Genomic DNA, 18,058 nt, shown 5'->3' with positions numbered 1-18,058 from the left:
GATAAGCATTATAAATCTTCTTTTTGAGCAGGTTGACCCAGCTGGCATCAACACGGCTAGTTGCATTGGTAATGTTGCGTACATCCTCTGCTACTGCTTCGTCCATCAGCTTCTGCATCTCTTCATAAGAGCGAATGGTTACTTTCTTGGTACTGCTTGGATTTTTAAGCTCGTACTCAATAGTGATTGGTTTAAGCTTGGTCAGCTGATTAATCCGCTCTTGGTACATAGCTTTCTTGAAGGCTACCCAGGAGTCATATTCACCCTTGAATACATTTTCCAAGACTTTCTGGTCAGTCACGAGACCTACATCTCTTCCGGACCATCCATCCCAAGTTTTCTTACCTTCATCAAATGCTTCCTTAGAGTACTTACCAGAAACATAAGGGATAAATCCTTCATGGTAACCCTTGGCTGCCAGCAACTCATAGGCCGTACGGCGGAACATGACATCACCTGGCGCTCCATTTGGATTACTCAAGGCTGAGTAAATTGGTGAGAAGAGGCTGAGACTGAGGTAGCCATTTCGGCCATATCTTCCACTATCCTTGTTCTCCCGACGAGTGATAACATCATTTTCAATCAGGGAGTTAAAGGTCTTCAGCTGCTTGATTTCTTCAGCAGTAAAACTTCGCGTCTGGTTTCCAGCGTGGGTTTCCTTACCATACTTATCAGTAACGTAGTAATTCTCCATCTTTCTGAACCACTGAAGTTTCGCATCATCACTCTGCTTCAGCATAGAAGTACCTTCTAGGTAATCTAACGTGTAGATCATGTCAAACATACCATGGACATAGTGTTGCAGATCTTCTGCATTTTGAACGCGTTCCTTAAAGTTATATGTGTGTAGGCGCGTCTTAGAATCCTTGTCGACCTTGAAGAGGGTATTGAGCGTAATGGTTGCCTCATCCGCACTTGGAGTGGACTGCAGGAGTCCGCGAGCATAGAGCTCAGCTCCCAGACCTTCGCGGCGACCATTGCCCTCAAAGTAGATGCCACCGTCAGAATTATGGGTCATCTCATGCGTGTAGACAGAGTTACCATAGTCTTCTAACAATTTAGCTGCATCAAAGTGGGTTACACTTCCCGTGGCATAGGCATTGTAGCCCTTGCTTGGATACCACTTGCCGGCTGGTCCAAAGAATTCCTGCATAGCTAGTGATTTTTTGTCATTAGCTGGAGCCCAATATTTTTGACCATTCTTGTCAACCAATGAGAATCCATCGTAAACCAGAACAGAACGGAAGAGCTTGTCCTTGCTTTCATCGCTTAGAATCTTATACCAGAAGTCATAGTGATCGCGCTGGTATTCAGCTGTTTTTCTCACTCGGTCTTCGACAAATTCCGCTAGCTCTGCATCTGTCCGAACCCTGCCATTGGCATCAAGGCGATAACGGTCATAAGCCCCCATGGAGATGGTAGACATATTTGAAATAGCATAGACACCCTTCTCAGTCATGGTCAAGAGCGGCAGAAGCATGCCCTTGTGTTCCCAGTTATCAGCAGTAATTTTGTCGTAAACGCCGACAGAATACTTACTCTTGTCTTCGGCTGCATCCTGAAGCTGTCTCGCTTCTGCTAAATCGGACTTAGCCTCAACAATGTAGGCTTTTGTATTGGTCTTGAGCCATTCATTATTGCTCTTGTCCGGCAGGAAGAGCTGACGATAGCCTTCCAGATAGTTGAAGAGTCCTCGTTTACCAGTCGCTTCAGAAAGTGAGGCATCATAAGCCATATAGTTGTTCTTAGCTTTAAGATTGTTAATGCCTGACTTACCAAGTGAAATGATGGTATCTAAGGTTGAAGCATTATGATTTCCAAAGAAGTCAAATTTATAGGCTGACAAATCCTTGACATTGATATTGTCATAGTTGATATTATACCAACGGTTGAGATAGGTCAGACCAAGTAAGAAGGCTTCTTTATTGTCTTTAATTTGCTGAGCTATATAGTCTGCTACAACATTGCCTTCCGTATTAATAGACTTGTCCATAGCCAGTACCTTGCGCAGCTCTTCTGACAGCTTGGTCTTGACTTGGTCAAAAGCCGTATCCAGATAGAGATCATCCAAAGAAGTATCAGCATTTACGCCTAAAACAGTCCGCATAGCTGGCGAATCAAGGACAACCTTGTTCAATTCCGGCAGCACTTGATTGAGAACTCTGCTATAGTCTGATAGGAAGGCTTCTGGAGTATAAAGGAGGTCTAAGCCGTTTACAGTATATTCTGCAATTGCCTTATATTTGAAATCTCCTTTATAGGTCAGATCTAGGTAGTCAACCGTATTATCCTCGAAGTGCAGCATCAAGCGATTAATCGCTGTCTTGTTGCTATTGATATCAGTGATAATCTGGTTGCCCTTCATTGGAACAACATCCAGCAAGTACTCCTTATTGAGCTTGTGATTATCTGGAAGTTTATTTCCATAGGCAATGATGGTCTCCTTATTATAGAATGGAAGGAGTTTTTCCATGTTAGCATAAGCTATTAGACGGTCTTCTCGAACATTCTTTTCCTGGGCATAGTTGACAGAATAAAGGTTGAGATTCGTGTCTTCTAGCGTGGTCGTAATATCTAAGCTAGCTAGCTTCTCTTCTGCCTGGTCCAGAGTCAGTGTTGAAGTGACAAACTTGTCATTTTCCAGCGTTTTATTACCTTCAACGGCATAAGCTTCTGTGATACGGTTATTCTCATATCCCTGGTCGCCAGAAATACTGTAAACATTTGTACCGCTGACATTGCTGATGACATTATCAATCAAGCCATTGAAGTAATTGGAACCAACTACTCCACCGATTTGACCATTCTTAGTAGAGTTTTGAATCTTTCCAGCTACATAAGAGCGGCTGATGCGGGCATTGTTTTCTAAACGGCCAACCAGACCGCCAAAGCGTTGGTTGTTTGCTCTAGCGCCTGCTAGAATGGTCACATCTGCCCTGCTTTGGCTAATCAAGGAGTTTCCTCCCTTAAGATTGGCAACCAAACCACCGACATTGTATTCTTTGCCCTGCTTATCATTGGACACGATAGTTCCAGTAAAGGAGCTATTGGTAATTTGGGTATTGTTAGCAATAACAACCAAACCTGCCACCTGTGAAGCATTTTCTTTTACTTCTACTCTACCTTGTACTGAAACGTCTGTGATTCGAGCCCCTTCTGCATTGCGGGCCAGGGCTGCTGAATCATAGGTTCCTACAATATTAACCTCTTTCAGGTCCAGATTGGAAATAGAAGAACCACTCTTGAGGTTTTCAAATAAAGGCTTAGCTAGATTATAAATCGCGTACTGCTTGCCATTATGATTACCTGTCAGACTGCCTGTGAAGTTCCCTTTGAGGTAGACATAGTCCGCAGGTGCCAGACTGACCTCGCTAGCATCCAAATCTGCTCCCAGAACATAGTTGCCAGCCATATTTTGCTTCATAGCGTCTACCAAACCAGCAAAGCTAGTGTAGACATTTTGTTGGCTAGGGACTGCCTTACTGATATAGAAGTCATAGCCAGACTTATAGGCTGTCTCACCTTCTTGGACCAGCTCAGGCAGAGAGACTGTTACTTTATAGACATCCCTGCCATCCTTATGGCTTTCCGCTATGCTGTGAACCGGCAGGAGCATTTCCTTAGATTCACTTGATTTGACTTTGACAAAATAGGTAGACAAATCCGTAGGCAAAGAGCTCATAGATACGACGCGCTTAAACTGGTCTGTTTCTTTTCTGTAAAACTCGACCGAATCAATATCTCGGAAGGCAATCTTCTTGTATTCCAATTCAAAATTGCGGCTGTCCGTTTCAAGGTCTGTGAAGCTGCCATTATCCAGTTCATAAGTCAGCTTGGTTTTTAGCGTATAACCTGTGTAGTAGTCTAAGTCGCCAATCTTCAGACTTCCTGCGAAATTGGTAATTGGAAGAGTACGAACAAGCTGATCTCCCTGGTACAATTCTGCAGTCGCTGAACGGAAGGACTGGGTCTGGTCTTCCAGTCTATATTGGACTGTAACCGACTTATCATCAGGATTTTCTGTCAGACTTAGAATGGAAACAGTTGGCTTGACTTTAGGCACTCCGTTTAGATCTTCTTTGGCTGCTGTCAGGCTAGCAAATGCTTGGTTGACCTGCACCTGCGTGGCAGTTTGATTGTTCAGAACTCCTTCTGCCTTGGCTAATTCGTCAGTATAAGCTGTCTGCTTCTCTGAGTCAGCATTTTTATATTTTGGAGCTGCTTTGATAGTTGGATTTAAATCGTATTCATTTTGAAGAGCGGTTTTGACAACCTCAAGTCCGCTTAACTGTGCCTTGACTTGATTGATTTGTTTAACAAGCTGGTTGACTTCTGCTTGGCTGGCTTGGGATTGGTTGAGAATCGCTTGACCAGATACCAAAGAGGTATCATAGCTAGCCTGATGCTCCTGACTATCATTGAAATAACGTGCCTGAGCTTTAATTTGATCCGCTTCCGCTAATAGATTGTACAGTGGAATTAAATCGAACTCTTCTAAGGCTGCTGCTTTTGGTGCTTCGTTCGGCACTATATGTGGCTTAGCGGTACCGACTTTGACAACTTGAGTAACAGGTGCTAGAGTTTCTTCGTTTGAGATCTCTTGACGGTCAATTTCTTGGCCATTAGAGCTGTATACGCGAGTCTTAATGGTACGCTCACCTTGCACACCTGGAGTTGCAATTTGACGGGCATCTCGTACAAGTTCATCCGTCTCTTCTTCACGAATGGTAAAGTTGATTTTCTCTACGCGAGTTTCATCCGTATAAGTCAGCGGGTACTCTGGAAGAGCGTCTGCTTTTGGTGCATCGCTTGGCACCATGGTTGGCTTAGCTGTACCAACTTTAACAACTTGCGTAACAGGTGCTAGAGTTTCTTCGTTTGAGATCTCTTGACGGTCAATTTCTTGGCCATTAGAGCTGTATACGCGAGTCTTAATGGTACGCTCACCTTGCACACCTGGAGTCGCGATATGACGAGCATCTCGAACCAACTCGTCCGTGTCTTCTTCACGAATAGTGAAGTTTATTTTCTCCACTCGAGTTTCATCAGTGTAAGTTAGCTGATACTCTGGCAAAGCGTCTGCTTTCGGTGCATCGCTTGGCACCATGGTTGGCTTAGCCGTACCGACTTTGACAACTTGTGTTACCGGAGCTAGAGTTTCTTCGTTAGACAGCTCCTGACGGTCAACTTCTTGACCGCTGGAACTGTAGATGCGAGTCTTAATGGTACGCTCACCCTGAATACCTGGGGTTGCGATTTGGCGAGCATCTCGAACTAACTCGTCAGTCTCTTCTTCACGAACCGTGAAGTTGATTTTCTCTACACGCGTTTCATCCGTGTAAGTTAGCGGATACTCTGGCAAAGCGTCTGCTTTTGGCGCATCGTTCGGTACTATGTGCGGCTTAGCTGTACCAACTTTGACGACTTGCGTTACTGGAGCTAGAGTTTCCTCATTGGACAACTCTTGGCGGTCAATTTCTTGACCGTTAGAACTATAGACACGGGTCTTGATGGTTCGCTCACCTTGCACACCTGGGGTTGCAATTTGACGGGCATCGCGAACCAGCTCATCCGTATATTGCTCTTCAATATTGAAGGTTATTTTCTCTACGCGGGTTTCATCTGTATAAGTCAACGGGTACTCTGGAAGAGTGTCTGCTTTCGGTGCATCGTTTGGAACCATGGTTGGCTTAGCCGTTCCAACTTTGACAACTTGCGTTACTGGAGCTAGAGTTTCCTCATTGGACAACTCTTGGCGNTCNATTTCTTGACCATTAGAGCTGTATACGCGAGTCTTAATGGTACGCTCTCCTTGAACACCTGGAGTCGCGATATGACGGGCGTCCTGAGGCAATTCATCGGTGTATTGTTCCTCGATGTTAAAGGCCATTTTCTCAACACGCGTTTCATCTGTATAAGTCAGTGGATACTCTGGCAAGACGTCTACTTTTGGTGCATCATTCGGTACCATATTTGGCTTAGCGGTACCAACTTTGATGACTTGCGTCACTGGAGCTAGAGTTTCCTCATTGGACAACTCTTGGCGGTCGATTTCTTGACCATTGGAACTGTAGACACGAGTCTTAATCGTCCGCTCGCCCTCAACACCTGGAGTCGCAATTTGACGGGCATCCTGAGGCAATTCATCGGTGTATTGTTCCTCGATGTTAAATGCTATTTTCTCAATACGAGTCTCATCCGTATAAGTCAGCGGGTATTCCGGAAGAGCGTCTGCTTTTGGTGCTTCGTTCGGCACTATATGTGGCTTAGCGGTACCGACTTTGACAACTTGAGTAACAGGTGCTAGAGTTTCTTCGTTTGAGATCTCTTGACGATCGATTTCTTGACCGTTTGAGCTATAGACACGAGTCTTGATGGTCCGTTCACCTTGAACTCCCGGAGTCGCAATTTGACGGGCATCCTGAGGCAATTCATCGGTATATTGTTCCTCGATGTTAAAGGTTATTTTCTCTACCCGAGTTTCATCTGTATAAGTCAGTGGATACTCTGGAAAAGCGTCTGCTTTTGGTGCATCATTCGGTACCATATTTGGCTTAGCTGTACCAACTTTAACAACTTGTGTTACTGGCGCTAGAGTCTCTTCATTAGATAGTTCTTGACGATCAATTTCCTGACCGTTGGAACTATAGACACGAGTCTTAATCATCCGTTCGCCCTCAACACCTGGAGTGGCAATTTGACGGGCATCGCGAACCAATTCGTCGGTTTCTTCTTCACGAATCGTGAAGTTGATTTTCTCAACACGCGTTTCATCTGTATGAGTCAGTGGATACTCTGGCAAGGCGTCTGCTTTCGGTGCATCGTTTGGAACCATATTTGGTTTAGCCGTTCCAACTTTGACAACTTGCGTTACCGGAGCCAAGGTTTCCTCATTTGACAGTTCTTGGCGGTCGATTTCCTGACCGTTGGAACTGTAGACACGGGTCTTGATAGTTCGTTCACCCTCAACACCTGGGGTAGCGATTTGACGGGCGCCTTGGATTAGTTCCTCAGTCTCTTCTTCACGAATAGTATAGTTGATTTTCTCTACACGGGTTTCATCCGTGTAAGTTAGAGAGTATTCTGGTAGACCTTCTAACTTTGGAGCATCAGCCGGAATCAGGCTTGACTTACTTGTTCCGACCTTAATAATTTGAGTGACTGCTGCAAGAATTTCTTCATCTGATAAAACTTGGCGGTCAACCTCTTGGCCATTCGAGGTATAGATACGAGTAGTAATAGCACGCTCACCCTGTACTCCTGGTGTGACAATTTGGCGGGCGTCCTGTGGCAATTCATCAGTGTATTGTTCTTCAATATTGAAGGCAATTTTCTCAACACGCGTCTCATCCGTATAAGTCAATGGATACTCTGGAAGAGCATCGGCTTTCAGTGCATCGTTTGGTACCAGGGTTGATTTTGCCGTACCAACTTTGACAACTTGCGTTACTGGCGCTAGAGTTTCCTCATTAGACAGCTCTTGACGATCGATTTCTTGGCCGTTGGAACTATAAACGCGGGTCTTGATTGTTCGCTCACCCTGAACGCCCGGAGTCGCAATTTGGCGAGTACCTTGGGCTAGCTCGTCCGTTTCTTCTTCACGAATAGTATAGTTGATTTTCTCTACGCGCGTTTCGTCGGTGTAAGTTAGCGGGTATTCTGGTAGTTTTTCTACCTTTGGTGCCTCACCTGGAATCAGACTTGACTTACTTGTTCCGACCTTAATAATCTGAGTGACTGCTGCAAGAATTTCTTCATCTGATAAAACTTGGCGGTCAACCTCTTGGCCATTCGAGGTATAGATACGAGTGGTAATATCCCGTTCACCCTGTACTCCTGGTGTGACAACTTGGCGACTGCCTTCTGGAATCTCATCAGTATACTGTTCTTCAACGGAAAAATCTATCTTTTCTCTTCTTGTTTCATCCGTCGCAGTCAGCTCTAATTCTGGGGCTTGATGCATAGGTGCTTCATCTGGTGAGGTACCATAAGTTGTTAGTTCCGGAACTTCTTGTACTGGAGCGGTGTCTGGTGCAGTGCCATAAGTCGTTAGCTCAGGAACTTCTTGAACCGGTGCAGTATCTGGCGTTGTGCCATAAGTGGTTAACTCCGGAACTTCTTGTACTGGCGCTGTATCTGGTGCAGTGCCATAGGTCGTCAATTCTGGGACTTCATTTACAGGTGCGCTATCTGGTGCAGTACCATAAGTCGTTAGCTCAGGAACCTCTTGCACTGGTGCAGTATCGGGCGTTGTGCCATAGGTTGTCAACTCTGGCACTTCTTGGACTGGCGCTGTATCGGGCGTCGTTCCATAGGTCGTCAATTCTGGGACTTGATGCACTGGTGCTTCATTTGGTACAGATTTTACTGCAGCAGTTCCAACCAACAGAATTTCCGAAACTGGCTCTGCAGTTACCTGATCTGAAATCACTTCGCTTTTTACAATTTCTTTACCAGCAATATAATTGCGAGTGACGACAGTACGTGTACCAGCAACACCTGCACGAACAATCTGAGATTGTCCCTCTGCGAGCTCATTTGAATATTGGTATTCTGTTTGATAAGGCAGAACTTGGGTTTGGCTGCTTTCTTGGCTCTTGAATTCGAGTTCTGGTACTTCAGTGACTGGAGAAAGCCGAGCAAATTCGCGCTCTTTGGCAGCAATAATCTCTTTTTCTTGCTCTGTCAGTTTCTCTATTTCAGTAGATACCGGCTTGTTGGCAGTACCCTGATTCCCAGAAAGACTAGCAGATTTACCTGCCTGCTGATCGACTTCGACAGCTGACAAGTCCTTTTGTGCCGTAGGAAGCTGATGACTTCCTGCTGCGTTCGCCTTGCCCTGTTCACCGCTTTTAAGATAGCCGACATATTCGAAACCAGCAATCTCTAAAGGTTCAGGCAGCTTATCTCCTACTGTCAAATTTAGCCTTTGATTGTAGGCAGCTAATTCAATATTGGTCACTGCAAATACAGAAGGAGCTAGGAGAATAGAGCCTAGACCTGTCACTAGCAAAATAGAAGACAGGTATCGCTTGCCATTTCGACCTCGTGCAATAACTAAGACTGCTAAAGTCAGCCCAGCAGCTGCAAAAGTTGCTTCCCACAGACTTGAGTAGCCTGTCTTTGGCAAACTTTTTGCCGAAAGCCCCTGAGTCTTTGGACGATAAACCAGGTAATAAGCATCAGAGTTTTCTTCCACAAACTTTGGAAGCTCCTTAACAACTGCATTCTTCTCAGCTTCAGTCAGTTCAGACTCTACTACGTAGTGATACTGAACTGGAACGGTTTTGCCAGCTGAGACTTCTGCAGCCTCAACCGTGCTTATATTTCCCCCTATTGCGGTACTCAAAAAGAAGCTTCCGATAGTGGCAGAAACCAATCCTACTGATAACTTTCTAAAAGAATAGCGCTGGAGCGTATCACCAGTGATTCTTTTTTCCATAATAATTCCCTTTTCTTCATATAATAATCTCTTAAAATTTTACAGAATTTCCTACAAAAATTCAATGCTTTTGCTTAAAAATATATCTTTGAAGGCTGAAATCATCATATTTTTGAACAGCCTGAAAATAGTGTTTATTTTTACCCGAAAAATTAAAAAACAAATCTTCAGTTAGAAAATTTGTTTTTTTAAAATATGATTTATTTTGTTACAAATCCAACTCAAAGAGACCATACTCATGCTTGTCTCCTTGCAGTTCTGCCGCATAGTGGCGCGTGACAGTCTTTTGATGAATCAAGGCTCCGATAGCTGAGGCTTGTCGCTTCTGCGCTTCTTTAAAAATCGGATAGGCCAAGGCAGAGCCCAACCCCAAGAATTGCTCATCTACTCCTAGATACATAATCGTATAACGTTTGGGAAAACGCCTGGTCCAAAAAAGCTTGGCCAGGTTAAGAGGAGTCAGCTTTTGATAAACCAAAGAGCCATAGTCCGGCATGGCAATCAGAAAACCTACTAGCTTGCCCTCCTTATAGGTCAGCTTAACCATGGAAAAATCAAGAATATACTGGTATTTTTGAAAAATCTGACTGAACTGCTGACTGGAAATAGACCGATAAATCGGGAAATCTTGATAGAGGCGATTGAGTAGTTCGAAAACCTGCAGCGAAGCTTGATCCCACTCCTGCTTCTTTGGAGAGCAAATGTTAAAACCCGCTTCTTCAAAAGACTCAAAGCGATGAGCCAGCTTATCCTGATGAGTTTGATTGCTGACCTTGGGATAAAAATTGGACAGATAGCGCTCCTTGAGCTCAAAACCAGCAGCCTGCCATAGCTCAGGATAATAGTCTGGATTATGAGGTTCTCCAGTAAAAGGGAGCTCCTCTGTTCCAGTCAACTGCATTCGATAACCCAGCCAAAAACTTGCCTGTACGGGACCGATAATCTTGCTAGCTCCGAGACTGCGAGCAAAACCTGCTAAATGCTCGATAAAAGCAGATGCAATTTGCTGGTCATTGATTGACTCGAAAAATCCCAAGTAAGCAGCCTCATCATCTGGATAGAAGGTCAGAAGTCCTCGAATGCACGGCTGACTGTTCATATAGCCAATAAAAGTATAAGTTTCTAGGTCAGAACTCAGCGGGTGACTGCCTTCAATCAAAGCTAACTCTTCCTCTTCCGACTGCATAAGGTGGTCTGGCTGGTAAATCTTCTTGGGCAGGGCTAGAAAATCATCCATCTCTGCAGTATTGGGTTTGACTGGTTTAATTTCCAGCATGGTCTTCCTCCTTGATCAGTCGAATCTTGCCAGTCAGGCCATCCATCTCAATCCAATCACCATTTTGCAGCTGGCTGCAGGCACCTCTGACATTGACAATGGAAGGAATACCTAACTCGCGGGAAATAATGGCCGTGTGCGAGAGCAAAGACCCCTGCTCTGCAATGACACCCTTGGCTTGGGTCAGAAGATAGACCCAGCCCGGATCGGTCATCTTGGTCACGATAATCCGGTCCTGAGCAAACTCAATCTCCTGCACATCTTCCACGACCAAAACCTGAGCCTTAACGCAGCCAGGCGAGCAACCAATCCCTTGTAAGGCCTGATTTCCTGTATTATGACTGTGAGTGCGGTTTTGCGGTTTCAGGTATTTCTCAAAGACCTGTCCAGCAAAAACATAGCGACTAAAGGTTGGCAGATCCTTATCCGCCTCCAACTTCTCCCGACGCTCGGCTATCAAGCCACTGACATCTATGGGCTTTATGGTCAACTCAAACAGCTCTTCCTTTGTCAGGTAAAAAACATCGTCAGGCGTAGCCAGCAACCCTCGCTCGGCTAATTGCTGACCCAATGTTCTGAAAATCTGCCGCATCATGCCGTAGATCCGTGTGCGGTTTAAGCGGGAGCTTTCCCGATATTTAACACCAGTCATGGCTCGCTTGCGAAGAAAATTTGTCCACCAGCCTGATTTTTGCACCTCTTCTTCAAGTTTCTGAGGAGCCAACCTCTTCTCCTCTTGCTGGCACATTTGCAGCAGGAGCTTGAGCAGACGCTCTGGATGCGTTCGAAAAGTTGGAGTTTCTAACTTCAACTCTTCCGGAGCCCGATCACCAAATTCATGGATAAAATGGACTATTTCTTGAACCAAAGGATGCTGGCGACATAGAAAGACTGCTGGACTTTCACTTGCCATGGCCTGTCTAATCTCTGCATTTTCTTCTGCTTTCAGCTGAGCTGTTAAAGCCTGCAGAGCCAAAGCCGGCCGCATACTTTCAATCTGCTCAATTCCTGCAATCTCAGCCTGAACAGCCCCGCCGCGACGCGACTTTTTCAGGAGTGCGGTATAGACAAAAGCATACAAGTCATTGACCAGTGTAATGTCCCAGTGAGCCAGAATATCCTCTTTTAGCTTGCTGACCAAGCTAATCAAGGTCTCTGCATCTGCGTCGGGAGAAAAGCTCGCTTCGTATTCGCGCTGAATCTGGGCAAACTGCTCTTCCAATTGCCGCATTTGCTTGGGGGCCGTCCAAAACTCTCGAATAATGCGGAGCATGATTTGCAGGCGTTTGAAAGCAGAAAGGTGCACCGGCATCTGAGGTACCTCTGTCTCTCGCACTCCCAGCATATCCTGCCAGATTGGAATGATTTTCTTCGAAAAAGGTAAAAGCTGCAGCAGCTGATACCAGCTCTGAATCTGGTAATAGACTCGGCTATTGACCGGCTGCAGCATATTTTGAAAAGTAGCTTCATAGGCAGCCAACTCAGGGGCATCCTTGCCAACCAAGCGTTGAGCCAGACTTCGGAAAATGCTGGCATAAGCCTCTTGGATAAAACTAATAGTCAGAGGACTGGAAACGCCCGGATAGCTCTCGACAATATTGCTGTTATCCAGAATAATCCGCTGTCCCTCTGGCAAGGTGGTAATAGGTCGTGCCTGCAAGAGATAGAGCTGGCCATTTGCGAAGGTGAACTCCATATCCATATAAGGTCCAAAAAGCTGGCTTACCTGACCAGCCAAAGCCTGTAACTCCTCGAGTTGTTCCAGTGATACGTCTGGTGAGTCCTCCGTCTGCTCTGTATAAAAGAGCTGATCCTTGGGATGGAGCGTCACCATTGTTGTAGGAATCTTATCCTCCACAACCTTATTGCCCAAGCCCCGACCGATGACAATGATATGCTCATTCAAAATACCCTTGGGATTAGCCGTGAAGTAAATACCAGACAAGTCTCCCTCCTGCATGACCTGCACAAGACAAATCATCTGAGCTTGCTTCAAAGACTGGCCTTGCTCAAATAGATAGCTAAGAGCCGACTCCTGATAAAGAGAAAGTAAAGTAGCTTGGATAGCTTCTTTAAGCCCTTCTGGCTTCACATTGAGCTGGCTCTCAAATTGACCGGCAAAGGATGAAGCCTTCCCATCCTCAATGGTTGCAGATGAGCGGACTGCAAAGCGACAGTCTTTCTGAGAAAACTCCTGATGAATCCAGTTTTCTGCCGCTGTTAGATCTTCTTGACTATACTGCTCTCTGGCCCAGTCCTGCAGTTGCTGACTTAACTGGGACAAGTCCAACTCTCCAGACCGATAGGCTGCTTCCATCCGCTCCAAGTCAGCAGAGCTAGCAGATTTTTGAAAAAAGTCAAAAGCAAACACTGCAAAGTCAGGAACCGGCAAACCAGCAGCCTGCATTTTCAGCAAATGATAGGCCTTGCCTCCGACCTGGTCAAGCCCTGTCTGCTTGATTCTTTTCATCAAAGTACCCCCATCAAGAGATAAACAGCAACGGACAGAACCATGGTCGTCTCCGTGATATAAGTATAACGCTCCACCCGCTCCCGGATATTAAAGCGAGTCGGATCCTTGATAAACTGCTCAAACTGGACGGTCATCCAGATAACATTCAGCACTAAGACTACCACTCCGACATGGGAAATATTCCAAAGAAGAACGAAATTGGTCAAGATATCCAACAGCGTCACGACCTCGATAAAGCGAGTGGCTTTTTTGTAGCCAAAAAGTTTAGAATAAGTCACATACTCGGTCTCGTCCTTTGGCGCCCTAATCTTGCGGCAGACTTCCCAGATTAGACTTGGGAAATACATGGTAAAGGCCAGCAAGACGGTCGGCAGAGACAAGAGAGGCAGATTGTACTTGTAGCAGACAAAAGAAATCGTATAGAGATTCAAAATCATCATGACCGGATTATGAGTCACTAGAGCCAACGGCAGGGAATTTTGAATCTTGTCACGCTTGAAGAACCAGAAGGACATGAGGGTTCCGTAGATATAGAGAAAGAGGAACCAGCCAATATTGTTCATAAAGAGAATATTAAGAATCACAGACACAGCTACGATAAAGCTGAGAGCAATAGCCAAGTCCTTCTTTTTCACTCGTCCAGATGGCAGAGCCCGATGAGGAAAGAGCCGTCTGTCGGTCTCATAATCCTTGAAATCATCCGCAATCCGCAGAATCATCAGAAAGACAAAAATCGTAAAAATCCCAATCAACTCCTTATGGTCAAAGTGAAAGGTGGTCACTCCGTCATTGAGCAGAAGGACAAAATAAATCTCAAAAAACATGATGGCAGCCACAAAAAAGCGCGGCAGCAAAGGAAACATTTCCTTATAATAAACAGCTAATCGTTTAAACATAGCTTTTCTCCAATCTTTTCACCCATTTGAATCTGGGTTTCTATTCCGAGGTCTGAGTAAGTCAGGATATCCTGATCTAAGCAAATCGTGTCTGCCGGATAGAGGACAAGAATGGTTGAGCCGCCCAGACCAAAGCAACCCTTCTCCTGTCCCCTGACCAAATAGTCCTGATTGTGATTGTAAATTCTTCCGACCAAGAGAGCCCCTATCTCCATCTGCAAGACAGGTCCTAGGTCGGTATCTAAAAGACAGTATTCTCTTTTATTTTCCTTGTAAATGAGGCGCCGCTTCTGGGCTACCCGTCTAACCGTATGCAGGCGGCCTTTGATTTTTCGACTTTGGGTAATTCTGCCGGATTCAGCTGCCAAATAGCGGTGCAAGTCTTCCACTCCCAAGCGATAGACAAGCGCTGTTCCGCCACTAAACAGTTGAGCCAATTCTTCATCCAGCAGTAAGTCAGCTATCCTGTATGTCTGCCCCTTTATCGTCAGCTGCAAGTCCTGACTAATGGTAAAAGCCTGCAGCTTGGCATCTGCCACTGCCAGTACTTGACTGTCAGGACAAACTGGACGCAGAGCGGGATTGATTCTCCGCTGGAAAAAAGCCGCAAAGCTAGAATAGGAGCCACCTTCATAGTCAGCTAGATCCAGCTGATAATTTTCCACAAAAGCTGCTATTTTCTTGCGAGAAAATGAAGTGTAGTCTTTCAAAGTCAGAAGATAAGACAGGCTAGGTCGGGTCAAGATAGGCAATAAGAAGCGACCCCAAGCAGTACCATAAAGCTTGTCTAACAGACCCGCCTTGTATTCTATCGGTTCCAGTACTTGGCCAGTCCTTCTCTGATAGACCTTAACCATGGGGCAGAACCCCCAGACCAATCAGACTTGCAACAGCTAAAATCGCAAAGACTAGGTAGGCCAGCTTATTTGGCTTGGGAATACGGCAGTTGTAGACAAATAGGAAGGTCAGCAAAAGAGACAAGCCCAGCCAGATCCAAGAAAAGAAACCAGGCGCCAGCCATTGACAGACCAGATAAGTCAGAGGAAAAAATAGGGCGCTGTAAGTCACGGGCAAGCCGATAAAATACGAGCCAGATCCTTCATCATGCTTGGCCAAGCGATTAAAATGAGCCAAGCGCGTAACTGCAGCTAAGACATAGAGGACAGCCAAGACGATATTGGCCGCTCCCAAGGGCAGCTGAGTCATGAGGAGCACAGCCGGAAGAGTCGCAAAGCTAATCATGTCGCAGAGCGAATCAATCTCAATGCCGAAGCGCTTCTGACTTTCAGTCCGCTTCATCCTTCTCGCCACCACACCATCAAAAAGGTCACAGATACCGCTAACGATAAAGGCCATCATAGCTAGCCGCAGCTGGGATTGAATGACGGCATAGACTGCCAACAGTGCAAAAGCAGCGCCCATATAGGTCAGGATAACAGATTTGTCGTATTCACCAATAAACAAAGGTTCATTCTTCTTCATGAATTTTTATTTCTCCTCTTCTTCCATCTAAAGTAACCAGCATGCCAGTTTCTAGCAGCTGAGTTGCATTCTTGGCGCAAACCAGAGCTGGANCCCCGCATTCCCGAGCGACAATGGAGGCATGGCAGAGAACCCCGCCATACTCTGTTACAAGACCGCCTAGAATACCGAAAACATAGCTCCAGCCCGTATCTGTATAGCGAGTGACAAGAATTTCTCCCGGTTCAATCATCTCAATATCAGCCAAATCCAAGAGAACTCGAACCCGACCGGTCACCTGACCGCTGCTGGCTGGCATTCCCGTCAGCAGAGCCTGACTATCATGGGCTACCTCTTCCAGGCTCATCTCCTTGTCAGTCAAATCCCCCGCTGGCTCAAAATTCCGATAGGCCTGGCAATAATGCCGATTATCTGCTGCTTCTTCTTGGATCTGGTCAGCAGTTTTTTGCCCTTCCATAAAGGCAGACAGGCTTTCTTTCTTAATGTAAAAAATATCTTGTTCATTTTTAAGAAAGCCTCGCTTTTCATAGGCTCGGCCGAGTTTGAGGCTAATCTGACGAATGAGGTGGTAATAGCGCGTGGAAATATCCTTGAACTCCTCTCGCCACCAGAGCAAGTTCCTCAGGTCTTGACTGATTTTTTCAATTTTTTTCTGCTTGGATCGAGATAGATGAGCCAGATCCAGCTCAGACTCTGAGACAGGACTGAGCGAAGCTTTGGCCGCTTGGTAATACGCTGAATCAGCAACCAACTGCTGGACAGCTGTCAGGACCTGATAAGCATCTTCTTCATAACTAGCTACTCGTAAGTCCAGCTCTCGTGCCGAGTGATAGCCAAAATCTTTTTGGAAATCCTGAACCTTGATGAAATCCGTTCGCTCAGGATATTGTGCAGTCAGTTCCTGCAATTCTTCCACCGATAGCTTCAACCAATCGTCTGTCAGTTTCTCGTCTGCCAAAACAAGATCCGCAACTTCCAGCATCCTAGCCAAAGGCTTGGTATGCGAAACATTTCCCAACTTAGCAATCAGTTGGAAAAATTCATCGACCGTCAGCCATTTGAGCAGACTGGTCTTTTTCATAGACAGCTGGACCGTATTAATGTAGGCCTGCCAAAAATACGTTCCCTCACTGTCTAAATAAGCCTGATTTAGCACTAACTGCCAAAGACTCTCGACTTGCTGGATCGGGCTTTGGTCGTTCAGTTCTTGGATTTCTTGATTCAGGCGGGTAAATTGCTGACGCAGCTCTTGCAGCTTCTCTGGCGCCTGATGCAGAAAAGTCTTAGTTACTTTTTGCGTTTTCAAGGCTACCCGCAGGAAATTCAAGAGCAAGGATGGACTTAATTTGCTGGTAAAACCTTGACCTTGGTAGTCTTTATTGACTCCCAGCTCATCATCAAAGTCTCGCTCAATATAGCCCGGAATCTGCTCCATACCTTGCTTGACTACGCCTAAGTTCCAGAAAGGCCGAGCATAATGGAGACGCATCAGTGGAGGCATCACACCTTCAGACTCTAGGCCAATTGCCAGCAAAAAGCTAGAAAGGGCCTCTTGCCAAGAATGGCGGTAAAGGCTCCACATCAGGTTGGGACAGGGCTGAGCCGACACGCCTCCATCCCGAAAATTCGCCGTCGTCCAGCGACCACTGTCGATTTTAGTTGGTACTGTTGTGATAGGCCTAGCCTGCAGCACATAGACTTGCTCTTGGACAGCACACCACTCAATATCCATCGGTCGACCAAAATACGCCACAATCTCCAAAACCTGCGCATGCAGCTTCTGCAAGACTGCCAGAGGCATTTCAACTTTTTCAAACAGGCTCCAGTCCGGCTTGTACCAAGGAATATTCAGCTGCTCAGGATTGACTTGACCACTAACCAAACTCTCAGCTGAGCCTTTTACATACTCCAACAGCATGGTCTGGTCCTGATTGGTCGCCACGTCTAGGGAAAAGCAGACACCGCTGAAGTCAGGCTCTATCTGCTCCTGAATCAGCACCGCCATAGCAAAATCCTGCTCGGCCAAGCCTTGTCGTTGCCAATAGACTAGCGCCTCTGGGTTGAAAAGAGAAAGCAGACAAGAACGAATGCCCTGCTCAATTTCTGACAGTGTCCGGCAGTTGCCAATCGAGTCATATTGACCGGCAAATGACATGGCCTGTCCGTCTTCTAAAAGGGCACTGCTGCGAACGATATAAGCTTGATTTTGCTGACAAAAGGCTGCTAACTCCCGCTGCCAAGCTGGATCCAAGGGATAGTGCTGCAAACGCTCCGCAATTTCCTCCTTGCCCAGTTCGATGAATTCTTTAAGTCCCTGTTTTGAGTATTCTGGCAGAGCTGCTCTTAGCCAAGCCATTACTTGGTCCGCAGGCAAAATCAGACCCTTAGGAACCGAAAGCCCCAGCTGACAGAGGTTGATTAACTGATTGATTTTACCGCCATAGACGGCCGAAGACTCTTTTTCCAGCCATAATTCTTTCATCAAATAC

7 protein-coding genes are annotated in these 18,058 nt (G+C 45.9%); all 7 read right to left on the bottom strand.

Annotated elements, in window-relative coordinates:
• A partial coding sequence (locus tag D8886_RS08920; RefSeq protein ID WP_125435209.1) for a ZmpA/ZmpB/ZmpC family metallo-endopeptidase occupies positions 1 to 9,442 on the bottom strand: 9,442 nt, incomplete at its 3' end.
• 208 nt (positions 9,443 to 9,650) lie between these two features.
• Complete coding sequence (locus tag D8886_RS08915; protein ID WP_125435207.1) at positions 9,651 to 10,718, bottom strand: hypothetical protein; 1,068 nt, start codon at positions 10,716 to 10,718, stop codon at positions 9,651 to 9,653.
• Complete coding sequence (locus tag D8886_RS08910; protein WP_125435205.1) at positions 10,705 to 13,188, bottom strand: phosphoenolpyruvate synthase; 2,484 nt, start codon at positions 13,186 to 13,188, stop codon at positions 10,705 to 10,707. The genes D8886_RS08915 and D8886_RS08910 overlap by 14 nt, the downstream gene beginning before the upstream one ends.
• Positions 13,188 to 14,087, bottom strand: a complete 900-nt coding sequence (locus D8886_RS08905) for a UbiA family prenyltransferase (RefSeq protein ID WP_125435203.1) — start codon at positions 14,085 to 14,087, stop codon at positions 13,188 to 13,190. Before D8886_RS08905 ends, D8886_RS08910 begins: the two co-directional genes overlap by 1 nt.
• Positions 14,072 to 14,944: a phosphatidylserine decarboxylase gene (locus tag D8886_RS08900; RefSeq protein WP_125435201.1), complete on the bottom strand. Its 873-nt coding sequence runs from the start codon at positions 14,942 to 14,944 to the stop codon at positions 14,072 to 14,074. The genes D8886_RS08905 and D8886_RS08900 overlap by 16 nt, the downstream gene beginning before the upstream one ends.
• Positions 14,937 to 15,569, bottom strand: coding sequence for a CDP-alcohol phosphatidyltransferase family protein (locus D8886_RS08895; protein ID WP_125435199.1), 633 nt, complete (start codon positions 15,567 to 15,569; stop codon positions 14,937 to 14,939). The genes D8886_RS08900 and D8886_RS08895 overlap by 8 nt, the downstream gene beginning before the upstream one ends.
• Positions 15,556 to 18,051 carry a PEP/pyruvate-binding domain-containing protein gene (locus D8886_RS08890; RefSeq protein WP_125435197.1) on the bottom strand — a complete coding sequence of 832 codons (2,496 nt, stop codon included), beginning with the start codon at positions 18,049 to 18,051 and terminating at the stop codon, positions 15,556 to 15,558. Before D8886_RS08890 ends, D8886_RS08895 begins: the two co-directional genes overlap by 14 nt.
• Positions 18,052 to 18,058: the final 7 nt, after the last annotated feature.

It is taken from the genome of Streptococcus sanguinis, from assembly GCF_003943655.1.
GTDB lineage: Bacteria > Bacillota > Bacilli > Lactobacillales > Streptococcaceae > Streptococcus > Streptococcus sanguinis_F.
Note: the sequence above shows the minus strand (reverse complement) of the source record. Positions and strands in the feature narration are given on the sequence as shown.